This window comes from Vibrio sp. 10N.222.52.C12 (assembly GCF_041474215.1).
GTDB lineage: Bacteria > Pseudomonadota > Gammaproteobacteria > Enterobacterales > Vibrionaceae > Vibrio > Vibrio crassostreae_C.
Genome location: NZ_JBFRTR010000012.1, coordinates 58,579 through 71,972 on the forward strand (window position 1 = coordinate 58,579; position 13,394 = coordinate 71,972).

General features: G+C 43.4%; 11 protein-coding genes. 6 read left to right on the forward strand and 5 right to left on the reverse strand.

What is annotated here, in order from left to right; all coding sequences use genetic code 11:
• Positions 1-104: 104 nt before the first annotated feature.
• The 3 genes from AB4623_RS02885 to AB4623_RS02895 all read right to left on the reverse strand — a co-directional run bounded on the left by AB4623_RS02885 (position 105) and on the right by AB4623_RS02895 (position 4,061).
• Positions 105-1,853, reverse strand: a complete 1,749-nt coding sequence (locus tag AB4623_RS02885; RefSeq protein ID WP_017059839.1) for a formate--tetrahydrofolate ligase — start codon at positions 1,851-1,853, stop codon at positions 105-107.
• Positions 1,854-2,147: 294 nt separating this feature from the next.
• On the reverse strand, positions 2,148-3,452 hold the full coding sequence (locus AB4623_RS02890; RefSeq protein ID WP_372135551.1) for an inosine/guanosine kinase: 1,305 nt from the start codon (positions 3,450-3,452) through the stop codon (positions 2,148-2,150).
• Positions 3,453-3,581: 129 nt separating this feature from the next.
• A complete protein-coding gene (locus tag AB4623_RS02895) occupies positions 3,582-4,061 on the reverse strand; it encodes a CreA family protein (protein WP_017064645.1) in 480 nt (159 codons plus the stop codon).
• A 248-nt stretch (positions 4,062-4,309) separates the two neighbouring features.
• Between AB4623_RS02895 and AB4623_RS02900 the strand changes: the two genes are divergently transcribed.
• The 3 genes from AB4623_RS02900 (at position 4,310) to AB4623_RS02910 (ending at position 7,702) form a co-directional block, all read left to right on the forward strand.
• Complete coding sequence (locus tag AB4623_RS02900) at positions 4,310-4,804, forward strand: hypothetical protein (protein ID WP_017064644.1); 495 nt, start codon at positions 4,310-4,312, stop codon at positions 4,802-4,804.
• A 60-nt stretch (positions 4,805-4,864) separates the two neighbouring features.
• Positions 4,865-6,673, forward strand: a complete 1,809-nt coding sequence (locus AB4623_RS02905; RefSeq protein ID WP_372145729.1) for an HD domain-containing phosphohydrolase — start codon at positions 4,865-4,867, stop codon at positions 6,671-6,673.
• 303 nt (positions 6,674-6,976) lie between these two features.
• Positions 6,977-7,702, forward strand: a complete 726-nt coding sequence (locus AB4623_RS02910) for an HAD-IA family hydrolase (RefSeq protein WP_017059834.1) — start codon at positions 6,977-6,979, stop codon at positions 7,700-7,702.
• Positions 7,703-8,110: 408 nt separating this feature from the next.
• On the opposite strand, the gene AB4623_RS02915 is transcribed toward AB4623_RS02910, so the two are convergent.
• Both AB4623_RS02915 and AB4623_RS02920 read right to left on the reverse strand, forming a co-directional pair.
• Positions 8,111-9,535: a methyl-accepting chemotaxis protein gene (locus AB4623_RS02915; RefSeq protein ID WP_017064641.1), complete on the reverse strand. Its 1,425-nt coding sequence runs from the start codon at positions 9,533-9,535 to the stop codon at positions 8,111-8,113.
• A gap of 148 nt (positions 9,536-9,683) precedes the next feature.
• Positions 9,684-10,907: an aromatic amino acid transport family protein gene (locus AB4623_RS02920; protein ID WP_102393231.1), complete on the reverse strand. Its 1,224-nt coding sequence runs from the start codon at positions 10,905-10,907 to the stop codon at positions 9,684-9,686.
• A gap of 445 nt (positions 10,908-11,352) precedes the next feature.
• Between AB4623_RS02920 and AB4623_RS02925 the strand changes: the two genes are divergently transcribed.
• From AB4623_RS02925 to AB4623_RS02935, 3 genes are all read left to right on the forward strand, one after another.
• Positions 11,353-11,481, forward strand: coding sequence for a hypothetical protein (locus AB4623_RS02925; RefSeq protein ID WP_017059831.1), 129 nt, complete (start codon positions 11,353-11,355; stop codon positions 11,479-11,481).
• 205 nt (positions 11,482-11,686) lie between these two features.
• Positions 11,687-12,298 carry an ACP phosphodiesterase gene (locus tag AB4623_RS02930; RefSeq protein ID WP_017059830.1) on the forward strand — a complete coding sequence of 204 codons (612 nt, stop codon included), beginning with the start codon at positions 11,687-11,689 and terminating at the stop codon, positions 12,296-12,298.
• A gap of 57 nt (positions 12,299-12,355) precedes the next feature.
• Positions 12,356-13,394 (forward strand): DEAD/DEAH box helicase (locus tag AB4623_RS02935; protein ID WP_372050165.1); only part of this gene is annotated, 1,039 nt, incomplete at its 3' end.

The following is a 13,394-nucleotide window of genomic DNA, read 5'->3' on the forward strand; positions in this document are numbered from 1 at the left end:
TGAGCAATCACTTCGTTAGTAAATGATTGCTCAATATAGAACACTGCTCCGAAACCTAAGCTAAATTAATCGCGATTAATTGCCGATTATCTAACTAAGGGCAGCTAGCTTAGGCCGACGATATTTCCATTACTATCAATATCTAACGACATGAACGCCGGTTTGTCAGGCAAGCCTGGCATGGTCATTACATTGCCGCACAACGCGTAAATAAAGCCAGCACCAGCACACAATTTTAGTTCTCTAACAGGCACGTCAAATTGGGTTGGTGCACCTTTTACGTGTGCTTCTGTCGAGATCGATAGTGGTGTTTTTGCCAAACAAACTGATAGGTCGCTATAGCCATGCAGTTTGAATTCAGCCAGTTGTTTTTTAGCCAGTGGAGATAGCGAAATACTTGCCGCGCCATAACCAACTTCAGCAACTGCCATCAGCTTTTCTTCTAGGCTTTGCTCTGAGTGATACAAAGGCTTAAATTCACTCTGTTTTTGGCAAGCTTTGACTACAGCGTGAGCCAGTTGAGTCGCGCCTTCGCCACCTTGACCAAATGCTTCGCTTACTTCAACGTTAACGCTTGAGTCGAAGTCGGTGATCATCTGTTTCAAAGCATCGAGCTCTTGAGCTGAGTCTTGTGGGAATCGGTTAATCGCAACAACTGTAGGCACTTGGTATTGCTTAACGTTGTTGATGTGCCATTTTAGGTTCTCAAAGCCTGCAATTAGCGCGTCTTGGTCATCATTAAAAATTGAATCTGGTAATGGAGTGCCGGGTCTCAAATCGTATAAACCAGAGTTGGCCTTTAATCCACGTAATGTTGCAACAACCACAGCGCAATCGGGCTTTTTGTTCGACGCTTTTGCTTTTATGTTGCACGCTTTTTCAAAGCCCATATCTGAGCCGAAACCACCTTCGGTCACGACAAAGTCACTCAGTTTTAACGCTATCTTATCGGCAATAATTGAAGAGTTACCATGTGCGATGTTCGCGAAAGGCCCGGCGTGAATTAGTGTAGGAACGCCTTCAAGGGTTTGCATCAATGTTGGTTCAATAGAATCCTTCATGGTTACGGTCATTGCGCCTGCAACGTTGAAGTCATCTGCGGTCAACGGCAAGCCTTGTTTGTTGTAGGCAAGTACCACTCGTCCGATGCGCTTTCTCAAATCTTGAAGGTCATTGGCTAGAGCAAGAATGGCCATTAGCTCTGAAGCAGCTGAGATATCAAATCCATCTTCTCGCTCAAAGCCGTTAATTGTTTTGTCTGCTTCGTTCTTGCCAACCGTGATCATGCGTAGTGCGCGATCATTGTGGTCAAGTACACGTCGCCAAACGATTCTGCTTGGGTCAATATCCAAGGCTTTTAAGCCAGAACGCGCTTCAAACGCCTCTAAGCCTTCCCGTTGTTCATGATACAAACGTGCATCAATGGCGGCAGAGGCGAGGTTGTGAGCGGCCGTAACAGCATGAATATCGCCCGTCAGGTGCAGGTTTAATTGTTCCATAGGGGCAACTTGAGAGTAACCACCACCCGCAGCGCCACCTTTTACACCAAATACCGGACCCATTGAAGGCTGGCGAATGCAGGCCATTGCAGATTGGTTAATCTCTGCGAGGCCTTGTGCTAATCCGATAGTAGTGACGGTTTTGCCTTCACCAAGAGGTGTCGGTGTGATCGCCGTGACTACGACTAATTTACCATCTTGTTGGTTGGCGAGGCGTTCAAGTGACGTGAGAGACACTTTAGATTTGAATTGCCCTAATGGCTGATGTTCGTTGTGGTGCAGGCCAGCTTGCTTGGCAACCTCACTGATGTTTTTAAGGGGAGTAGAGCGACAAATATCAATATCAGACAGCATATTTGATCCTTATATCAGAACCGAAAGGCGGTACGTAAACGTTTGCGTGGCGATAGTACTGTATAAATTTGCCAAGTAAAGGCAAACCACACGAATTATGTGCTGGAAGATAACAGATCTAAAGAGTCATTGCGCGAGATCAAATCTTAAACGAGCAAAATATTCGTTCTGATTACCTTCAGTTGCAATTATATTGGCGTTGAATACAAAAAGGGCTGCATATAGCAGCCCTTCAAGGAATGGGTAATCTCACTTGGCGTTAACCTCTAAGAGGTAACTACCTAATATGGCCGATTAACGATCCCAGTATGTTTCTTCTAAGCTATCTTCGCGTTCAGGCAGTGCACGAGAAAGGCGAGGAGAGTGCTGAGTCAACACTTCGTAGCTTACACGGTTTGCGTACTTACAAATTTGAGACAGTGAAGAGTACGTCAGACAAGCGTGCTCGTGTTTCTCTGAGTTTGGTACATTCACGTGGTGGTAGCTGTTTGCTGCCATGTCGTGAAGTAGTGCTGAAAGTGCACCATCGCCAGCGCCATTGGTATTCTTAATCTCAAGTGGGCCGCCTAGGTAAGGGCCAATGTGAGAGTACACTTTTACTGGGTCTTTACAGTCTTGCTTACGCATCGCACGGCTGAATTCGTATTTATTGAACTCAGGGATGTTACCCGGTAACAATGGCAGTGTGGTTTCGCGTTTCGCTGGTTCGTCAGTGTAACCTGCCATGTATAGACCAATAGGGCCTGCAGTACATAGAACTAGGTCAACCCACTCAAGTGCCTTGTTAGCAGCCAATAGAGGATCTTTTTCACCCGTTAGTGCTTCACCTTCATCTTCGTTCATCGCGACGATAGTTACGTTTTCTTTCAGGTATTCTTGCCACCATTCAGCGTTGCCTTCGATCACATACTTAGTACCAAGTGTTAGTACAACAGGCACATTGTGCGCTTTCGCGTATTCAATCGCTTTTTGTACCGCTTTTGGCATCGGATCTTCAGGTTTGCCACGCATTAGGTATGACGACACAACCAATGCAGACGCTTTCTCGAACACTTTTTCAGGAATGCTTTCTGGAAGAAGTTGGTTCATGTGGCCTTCATTGATTGCAAACGTACGTTCGCCATCTTCAGAAATAAGCGTGTAGCAACGACCGATTGGACCATCAACAGTTTGAAGGTGGTTTAGATTCATACGAGAAGAAGTGCGGCAAAGGTAACGATAACCAAATGAGCCAACTTCGATCTTCTTAGACATTACGCCAAGCAGGACAGATTTGCTGTCTGCAAGTACGGAATAGTTGTGCAGTGTGTTGCCAATAGTATCGCCAGGGTATTGATGCGTGATCAAACCGCGCTCTACTAACTCTTCATACAGCGCATCTGCTTTACTTTCTTCCAATACCAGTGAGTGACCTTTACTCAGCTCGTATTTTTCTAGGAACGCGTTGTCAACACGGGCTTCGATGTCAACAATCGTTTGGCCAACACCCACAATCGTTGCGCGGTGAAGCTTAGGCGTTTGTTGAATTTGGTTGACCAACGGATCACGTGCGTGAGTTGGAAAGTAGTGCTTAGATTTACGCTGTCCAGGAAACTTCATATGAAAAATACAGTGAAAAAATTTTGCCGCATGATATCACATTTTGTTTCTGTTTCTTTCATTTTTATTACATTTTGAATCACCTGCACAATGTCTGTACAGGTGATTCAACTAACTATATGTTTGAAACTACTCGGTTGGCTGTACTAACGTCGCTGGATCAACGTAAGCCTCTGTACCCCAAAGTGGAACAGTTGAAAGGCTATGTTTGAAACTGCCTTCCGTTTCTTTGGTGGTGTAAGACAAATAAAGTAGCGATTGATTCTCTGCATCGTAGATACGACGAACCTTCATTGTTTTAAAGAAGATACTTTTCGATTGCTTGAATACCACTTCGCCAGACTTACTCTTGTCTATTTGAGCAATCATTTCTGGTGTAATTTCACCTGTTTGACGACAAGATATAGAGCTATCACTTGGATCAGAAAGGCTAAGGTTTGCTTCGATTGATGCGATATGACAGGTAACACCCGCGATCTTATCGTCATCTAATGAAGACATCTTGATATCCTTCATTGTGAAGAAACCCAGTGAGACGTCGCCAACCTCGTTGTCCGAACAGCCAGCTAACATTGTCACGATACCTGCTGCTATTAAGGCTTTTTTCATAAGAAGTCCTTTTTATTTATATAGTTCTGTTTACTATAAGGATATTGAAAGCTTGGATACGAGTGTAGAGCTTTTCGTTAAGTTCTTAAAGGATGTTGTTGGATAATGAAAAATATGAAGCATTTAAAGTACTTGTTGGCCTTGGTCATGCTCTGTATGCTCTCTGCTTGTAGCTCGGCACCTCAGCCGACCGTATGTCTTCCAAATAACTGCGATATTTGGGGATACTAACCGTAGGTACTAAAAGAATGAATAACGAAATACCTGAAATTGCACACAAGAAAAACCAATGGCTATTTAGTCAGCTCGATATTGCTTACCCCGCAAAAGAGAGCCTCCTCGGCCGTGAACTTTATCAAAGCAAACTTCCATCCAAGACATACCAACTCCTAGCACAAGATCAAACTCCTTCCCAAATTGATGAACTGCATAAAGTCGATTTCCATAAATTGACCGTGCTATTTTCACTCAACCAAGCAAGCGTTTACCAAGATGAAATCGAAAGGGCACACATGCTTGAGTTCTTGAGCCAAATTATGCTTTCTGACGATCATGTATTATATATTGGTACTCAAAACGGTGAAGTTGTGGCGAGCGCTATCGTCACAGAAGCGGATGGTTCCCTATTGATCTCGGATGTCGTTGCTGAAAATGGTCAAAGTATCAACAACTTTGCTAAGCAGTTACACGATTTTTGGGCACAAGATCATGCTTCTTGCGATAAAGTATGGATCGAGAACTAAAGATTCTTTGACAAAGCGTTAATCTAAGTACAATACCCCGTCTTATTTAAAGGGTATTGTCTGTACAAGCTATTGATATCAATCGCTGTATTATGTGTTAGCGCTTATTCTTCACTCAGTTTTGCTAACGACTGGGATATTAAACGCATCCTACTTTTACACTCATACGAACCTTCTTATCAATGGACTGCTGACTTCCAAAAAGGGATAGACAGTGCGTTCAGCCAGTCTCAAACCGAAGTTAAACTCTCAATAGAGTATTTGGATTCAAAGCGTGTCCACAGCCCAGAGTATTACGACTCTCTCGCGAACTACTTACGTGCGAAGTATGCAGGTTATAAATTTGATGGCGTAATTGCGACGGACGATAACGCAGCCAATTTTCTTGAATCTCTGCCTAATTTGATTGATCGCTCCACACCTGTCGTTGCAGCCGGCATCAATGATTTCAGCACCGACATGTACGCGGTGTCTGACAGAGCAACTGTGCTTTACGAGAACGATCAGATAGACGTTAATATTAAGCTGATCTCCAAATTAAGACCTAATCTAAAGAATCTCTATTTTGTAAATGATTACAGTGTCACGTCTGAATTGATTCATAAAGAAATGAACAAAATGATGGCTGAATTTTCAAATATCAATCTCGTAGAAATTCGAGACTTGTCGCTGGAGCATACGAGCCAATTTTTGGAAGGGATCTCTGCGGACGATGCGGTATTGCTCAGTCATTACAACACCGAGTTAAAGCAAGGGGTTTATCACACTTACCAAGAGATTGCGGATACGTTGTCAAAATCGAGTGCTGCTCCGGTGTTTGCTTTATGGCAGTTCTATATTTCGGGTGATGTACTCGGTGGTTACGTTAATCACTCACAAAGCATGGGTGAACAGGCCGTCGATGCGTTGGATAAATACCTTCCACTTGGTTTTACTACACCGTTAACTCCCGGAGACAACAAACGTTTTGTATTCAATTACCCTGCAATGAAGCGATACGGGATTAGTGCAAACGCGTTACCTGATGAAGCGGTTTTCATTAATGAGCCTTCGTCCTTTATTCGCAAAAACTTCCAGTTGTTATTGGGGCTGTCGATGGTGATTGCGGGTTTAAGCCTGGTCATCTTGATGCAATTCGTTACTCTGCGCCAAAAGAAAGAGTTGGCGAATAAGAACAAACGAATCTTAAAGCTTCAGAAACAGACCTTGAATATCCAAAAGGATATGATTCATGTTCTCGGAGAAGCAATTGAAACCCGCTCTGGCGAAACAGGTAATCACGTTAAGCGTGTAGCCAAGCTGTCTGCATTGCTAGCGAAGTATCGTGGCTTGAGCCATCGTGAGGTCGAGATGATTGAGATCATCAGCCCAATGCACGATGTGGGTAAGATTTCTGTCCCTGAATCGATCTTGGATAAACCTGGGAAATTAACCGACCAAGAGTGGGAGGTGATGAAGCTTCATACTACGGCTGGCTATAACTTACTGAAGAGCGGAGCGGGTGATATTACCAACCTCGCAGCAATCATTGCTAACGAACATCACGAGCGTTGGGATGGTGCTGGATACCCGAATGGCAAAGTGGGGGATGAAATACACTTGTTTGCTCGTATCACAGCTGTAGCCGATGTATTTGATGCGCTCCTTAGTGCACGTTGCTACAAAGAACCGTGGCCATTAGAGATGGTGGTCGATTTGTTCGAGCGAGAGTGTGGCTACCAGTTTGATCCTCAGCTAACTAAATTGCTACTGAAACACTTACCCGAGTTTGTCGCTATCCGAGATTCGTATCCCGATACTGGAACTATAGAATATGCGTCTGCACCTACTATTGAAGCAAAGGTATTAGAAGAGTCGGTTGTTAGCTAACCGTTGCTTTATCTGAGTAGCCTATAAGTCTTATTTTTTATCTATTCATCACGATCCGGCTAGAAAGTAGTGATTTATATTTTCCCCTGAAATTGAGTCGCTTATGTAAACCTCGCAGCATTTGATTTCGTAGAATTTGGGCTAATTTGATGAAAACTGTTGCTTATGTCGAGCGATAAAGTGATCAACTCCATATTTCGCGAAGAGAAATAAGCCTGTATCTGCAAACTGTTACCTCAATCATCTCGCGCATTGAAAGAACACTATAGGATAAAACTTGGATTCAATCTGAGTGAGATACCTATGCGGTTAGAACAGACTAAATGTGTGATTTTCGATTGTGACGGAACACTTATCGATAGTGAAAAGCTGTGCTGCCAAGCTTTGGTGAACGTTTTCACTGGCTTTGGAGCGGAGCTAAACGTCAACGACTGCTATGCGCACTTTCAAGGCGGGAAGCTAGCCGACATCTTAATGGATACACAAGAACGTCTTGGGTTATCTATCTCGATTGATACACTTGAGCCGTTATATCGCAATGAATTACAAGCACTGTTCCAGCGTCATTTAAAACCGATGGATGGCGCTATCGAACTTATTGAATTCCTCAAACAACAAGACATCGAGTTTTGTATTGCTTCCAATGCACCGAAATCTAGGGTTGAATCTTCATTGGCGATGACAGGCATGCTAGACGACTTCAAAGGCAAAGTGTTCTCAGCTTTTGATGCTAACAGCTGGAAGCCAGAGCCTGATCTAATCATGTACACGGCCATGAACATGGGCTTTCTGCCAAATGAGTGCATCTACGTGGATGATACGTTGAAAGGGATTGAGGCTGGTGTTCGCGCGGGTATCCAATCGTTTCGATTACGCCCGAGTATTGATGAAGCAATCGTAGATCCCGAAGCCGACTCAGCAGAACTCGCGGCTCAGGATATCTACAGTTTAGAAGAAATTTCAGTTTGGATTAATGGCAAGCACTGCTCAAATGGTGGTATATCGAATTCTGCAGCTTTGGTGGGGTAGAGCTTAGTTGAAGGCTGACTACCTTACTAAATTGTTTGGTGTGGAAACCGCAAGATGCACAAGTAAACTTTTCTCCACTTTCTGAAAGCAGATACTCGTCGTGTTGGCATAAAGGGCATGCAATGTCGTCGGTGTTTGGTGTTTCTGTTTTATTCATTATGTGTCACCTGCAGCAAGGGGGTAAGCGAAAAAAGACCCGTTCAATTAGATTACTCCTAAGCTCGAATATTAGACAGTTCTGACACTTCTTAATCTCTCCTTTGCGACTTGCTTCATGGTAATTGATAATGTCATCGTTATTGACCATGGTTCTTGTAATGTTATTAAACAAAAGCCAAAAAGAAAGGACCCATTACGAGTCCTCATTAGTTTGTTTTCAATTCACTCCGCTAGTTCACCAGTTGATCCTTAAGTTCGGTAGCGTGCCAATGTCTGAGATAGAGAAACCGACGCTTCTGTTAGCCTAGATACGCCATTTGAAGAATTCTGAGCCACGTCTTTAATCACATCGGATTGGCTTCGAATATCGTTAAGCTCTGCTGCAATCGTATTGGCAACGTTACTTTGCTCATCGGCTGATGTTGCGATTTGGATACTCATGTCCATTAGTGCTTGAGCTGAATCTGCAATCGAGTTTACGTCGTGACCAATGTTTGAAATCAACTGGCTACTGGTTTGCGCTTGGTCAACCGTCTGTTCGGTGATCTTCGCGATATTTTGGCTCTCTTGCTGTAAGCGTTCAATCATCGCTTGGATTTCTACAGTAGCCGACTGAGTGCGGCTTGCCAGTGTTCTTACTTCATCAGCAACAACAGCGAAACCTCGGCCTTGCTCGCCCGCACGAGCGGCTTCAATCGCGGCATTTAAAGCAAGTAAGTTAGTTTGCTCTGAAATAGCATTGATCGTCGTGATGACCTCGTTAATTTGGCTCGTATTCACATTCAAGCTAGTAACAGAAGATGAGGTTTGCTCAATCAAAGAAGAAAGGGTGGTGATTTCCGAGATTGCCTGTTGAACCTTCGCGTGGCTATCGTTGATTTGCTGCGCGTCTTGTTCTGTTTGTTCAGTTGAGCGTGCAGAGATGTTAGAGACTTCATTTGCCGAAGCTGTCATCTGATCCATTGCTGTCGCTACAGAGTCTAGAGAGGCATTTTGGCTCATGATTTGTGTTTCGCTGCGCTTCATCTCAGTTTCGAAAGAAGCCGATGTTTCGCTTAGCGTTGCTGCACTGTGGTTTACGTTGTTGACTAACTCACTAAGCGTGTCCATTGAACGGTCAAGCGCACAACCAATCGTGCCGAACTCATCACGGCCAGGGTGGAAGCCAAGGCGTGATGTTAAGTCACCATCACCAATCTTTTGAGTCGTTGAATAAAGAACCCAAAGTGCGCCGCCTAGGAAAGTCGCTACCCAGTAACAGAAAAGACCAAAAGGCACACACCACAAGAAGCTCAGTAATAAAGTGTACAGTGCTTGCTGCTTTTGATTCTGTATATCGTTCGTTGAAACGGTAAGTGAGTAGTAGTTGCCATCTTGTGCGAGTGCTGTGGCAGTCACAGAACCATTATTTGAAATAGTGGTTTGTTGAGCGCGAGTTTGCTGGCTAACAGAGCGAACAGATGCCGGGGAATCTGATGCTGATAAAATGCCTTGCAGTTGATACTCGACCTGCTGTTTTGCAGTTACGTCAATGTGTTCCATTTTGTTGACGTAGTTCAGTCCAGCTAGGCTTGCCAGAGCGGCAAAAAAGATTAAGAAAATGACCCAAAACTTGTCGTTGATCGACATCTTAATAAACAGTTTGTCTATCGTTCGAAATTGTACTTCTTTCATAAAAACTCCACGGTAAATCCTTTACCGTGGACTCTAAATAACCGACCTCAATAAAAATGTGACTTCAATCGACTAATTGTGAAAATTAATGATAGTGATATGTCATTTATGAGATCTGAATCAAGTAAATTAGTTCTGTATAGGTTTATTAGCCTAAAGAAGGCAGTAACCCTACTGAAATAAGAACTTGAATCGCAATGATAAATACGCCAACGCTACCTGCTAAAAACAACGCTTTGCTACCGCCTAACACTTGGTAACTGGCTTCTGAAGATTGTGGTTTGACAGAGAAATCAGTGTAACGAACCTTGTAGACCATCACTGTTGGTAACAGAATCGCGAGCACTGAAAGTGCAATGGCTGCGTAGCCTAAAGCCATGATGAAGCCTTGTGGGTAAAATAAGGCAAACCCCAGTGGCGGTAAGAAGGTGATAGCAGCTGTCTTAACACGTTTTGCGTTACCTAGTTTCTTGTTCAGTGAGTCGCCCATGAATTCAAATAAGCCCAAGCTCACACCAATAAAAGATGTCAGCAGTGCAAGGTCTGCAAACACACCGACGATCACGCTTAGGTTGGATTGATGAACCGTTTGCGATAGCGAGACTAATAGCGCGCCCAAGCTTGTGTCAGACAACAACTGCTCTTGGCTAATCACGCCCAAAGTAACACTTTGCCAGAAAACGTAGATAACCAGAGGCAGTGCCGAGCCAATAATCATTACCTTACGTAAAGAACGAACGTCACCATCTAGGTATCGAACAATTGATGGGATGCTGCCGTGGAAACCAAAAGAGGTAAACACAACCGGAATAGCCGCAACAATCAGGCCTTGCTGTAAAGGCATGCTCATTAAGTATTGAGAGGTAATGTTTGGCGCTAGGAAGCTGAGTACCAAAACCATCGCGATAAGCTTTAAGCCAAACAAAACGCGGTTAACTTTATCAACACTGTGTGTACCAATCGTAACAACGCCGGCAACTAATAGGGTAAATAGAAGCGTGGTGATTTGAGCATTAAGTTCGATACCCGCGATATCCGAAATTCGTTGGTTAAATTGCGCACCGCCGCCAGCTATGTATGCCGCACACAGAGCGTAGAAAAGAAACATCACCGCGAAGCTCGCAATCCACTTTCCTTTTGTCCCCAAAATGGTATGAGCTAACGTGTGTAGGGTAGCGTCAGATTCTGCGAATTGGTGAAGCTCTACCATTAATAGCGCAGTAAAAGCCATTAACGCCCATAAACCCAGCATCAAGAAAAGTGAAGTTGAAAAGCCAATACCTGCAGAAGCAAGTGGAAGAGCGAGCATGCCAGCACCAATGGTTGTGCCTGCAATGATCAAAGTACTACCAAAAACCTTTGATTTATTCATTGTATATAATTCTTTACGTTAGGGTGTGTTTTCATTGTAATTCTTCTAGTTTAAGCGCATAAACCCAAAGAATATCTCGATTTTGAAGTATTCTGATTGAATTTAATTCCAAATGCAATTCTTATTGTAATTAAAAACATCCACTGTAAATTAATATTTACACAAAGGGCGTGTCAGCATTCAAATGAGCAAAGCAAACGTTTGACCATGATCGGTTTCAAAATTTATAGAGTAATTTGTTGTACTTGGTGTAAGGTGGCAGTACATATGTCGTTCGCGTATACCCCTTTAGCGCAAAAAAGCGTTAATGATCGCGAGTAGCTTTAAGCTATGAATATGGAATGGGTAGAGTAGAGTGCGTTCATCAAAGTGACATAATATAAGTCCAAGATGGTGCACTAGTTAATCGGACATCATGTCCACATCAAGGAATAGAGGGGGCACAATGAGTGACCAATCTTATAATGACGAAAGTCTAGAGTTGTTAGATGCTATGGAAATTGGCATTGATTTGTCTGACTATGAGCAGACAGTGAAACAGTTAGCAGAAGAGCTTTTCAAGTCTTCGAACTAAGCTTTTAAGATCTTTAATTCAGTTTCAACTGAAACGTTTTAAAGCTAAAAGTTTTCTTAGCTAAAGCTTCTCAAAGCAAACAATTCTAAACTGAGCAAATCGTATTCGCTCACACGTCATACCAAAACTATCCTCATTAAAGTTCGCGAAGATAAACGAGTACGTTTACCATGTTACTTAGTTCTCGATACTTTAATGAGGTTCAATGAACTTTCTCGCACACCTTCACATCGCCAAGCACTGTAACAGCAACTTAGCAGGTAACCTGTTAGGTGATTTTGTTAAAGGCGACCCTAATAAACACTATTCTGATTCCCTTTCTGACGGTATTAGGCTTCATCGATTTGTTGATAGCTATACTGATCGTCATGATGTATCTCGTTCTGCAAAATCACTTTTCTCAGACCAAACACGACGCTTTGCGCCTATCGCACTCGATGTATTTTGGGATCACTGCTTAGCCAATCATTGGGATCAGTTTTCACAGCAGACATTAGAGCGTTTTTGTTTAGATAGCCATGAGCAGATCTTTGAACATCAAGAGCCACACTGGCCTGAAAATTTCGTTATGGTTCATCAGAAAATGGCTGAGCATAGATGGTTAGAGAGCTATCAAGACATGTCATCTATAGAGGTGGTGTTGCAGCGAATGGCGTTGAGAAGGCCTAAGCTCGGTATGCTCGAGGCATGTTACGATGACCTCGAACGTCACTATGATACGTTGCAGTGTCACTTTAATGAGCTTTATCCCAACGTTTTAGAGGAAGCTAAGCAGTTTAATGCGCTTCAAATGAAGAAAAATCAAAAGGAAAGGTAAACAGCGTAATGCAGGTTTGCTACAATCCGCGCCTATTTAATCTTTGAGCATCATACTATGTCTGAATCTACAAAATCTTTTAACCAACTAGGATTATCTGAGCATCTTCTTGCCACGTTGTCTGAGCTTAATTTTACGGCTCCTACCAGTGTTCAAGAACAAGCAATTCCATTGGTATTAGAAGGCAAAGATGTACTGGCTGGTGCTCAAACGGGTACAGGTAAAACGGCTGCGTTTGGTTTACCGATTATTCAAAGATTAATCGAGACAAAAGACAACGTTATTCCGAACCCTAAGCTCGTTCGTGCGCTTGTATTAGTGCCAACTCGTGAATTGGCACAACAGGTTTTCGATAACTTAACTAGCTACGCAAAGGGCACCGACATTAAAGTCGTGGTGGCTTACGGCGGCGTTAGCATGAAGGTGCAAACTGATAACTTACGCGGTGGCGCAGATATTCTTGTCGCGACGCCTGGTCGTCTTATTGATCACATGTTCACTAGAAACATCATGTTGAGCCAAACGGAAGTACTGGTACTGGATGAAGCTGACCGTATGTTAGATATGGGCTTCATGCCTGACATCAAGCGTATTCTTTCTCGCATGAACGAAGTGCGTCAAACTCTGTTCTTCTCTGCAACGTTTGATAACAAAATCAAAGCGATTGCACACCGTATGATGCAGAAGCCAAGTGAAATCCAAGTTACGCCAAAAAACAGCACCGCTGAAACCGTAACACAGATGGTTTACCCGGTAGATAAGTCGCGTAAAAGTGAGCTATTAGCGTATTTGATTGGTTCAAAAAACTGGCAACAAGTGTTGGTGTTCACAAAGACTAAGCAGGGCACTGATGCTCTCGTTAAAGAGCTTAAGTTAGACGGCATTAAAGCGGCATCAATCAATGGCGATAAGAGCCAAGGTGCGCGTCAAAAAGCCCTAGACGATTTCAAGTCAGGAAAAGTTCGTGCGTTGATCGCAACCGACGTGGCAGCTCGTGGTATTGATATTCAGCAGCTAGAACAAGTTGTGAACTATGACATGCCATTTAAAGCAGAAGATTATGTTCACCGCATCGGACGTACTGGCCGTGCGGGTA

What these genes read in the sequence shown, in the direction of transcription:
- AB4623_RS02915 (WP_017064641.1), bottom strand. Translation starts at nt 9,535, where the DNA reads ATGAAAGAAGTACAATTTCGAACGATAGACAAACTGTTTATTAAGATG.
- AB4623_RS02890 (WP_372135551.1), bottom strand. Translation starts at nt 3,452, where the DNA reads ATGAAGTTTCCTGGACAGCGTAAATCTAAGCACTACTTTCCAACTCAC.
- AB4623_RS02895 (WP_017064645.1), bottom strand. Translation starts at nt 4,061, where the DNA reads ATGAAAAAAGCCTTAATAGCAGCAGGTATCGTGACAATGTTAGCTGGC.
- AB4623_RS02925 (WP_017059831.1), top strand. Translation starts at nt 11,353, where the DNA reads ATGAGTGACCAATCTTATAATGACGAAAGTCTAGAGTTGTTAGATGCT.
- AB4623_RS02910 (WP_017059834.1), top strand. Translation starts at nt 6,977, where the DNA reads ATGCGGTTAGAACAGACTAAATGTGTGATTTTCGATTGTGACGGAACA.
- AB4623_RS02920 (WP_102393231.1), bottom strand. Translation starts at nt 10,907, where the DNA reads ATGAATAAATCAAAGGTTTTTGGTAGTACTTTGATCATTGCAGGCACA.
- AB4623_RS02885 (WP_017059839.1), bottom strand. Translation starts at nt 1,853, where the DNA reads ATGCTGTCTGATATTGATATTTGTCGCTCTACTCCCCTTAAAAACATC.
- AB4623_RS02930 (WP_017059830.1), top strand. Translation starts at nt 11,687, where the DNA reads ATGAACTTTCTCGCACACCTTCACATCGCCAAGCACTGTAACAGCAAC.
- AB4623_RS02900 (WP_017064644.1), top strand. Translation starts at nt 4,310, where the DNA reads ATGAATAACGAAATACCTGAAATTGCACACAAGAAAAACCAATGGCTA.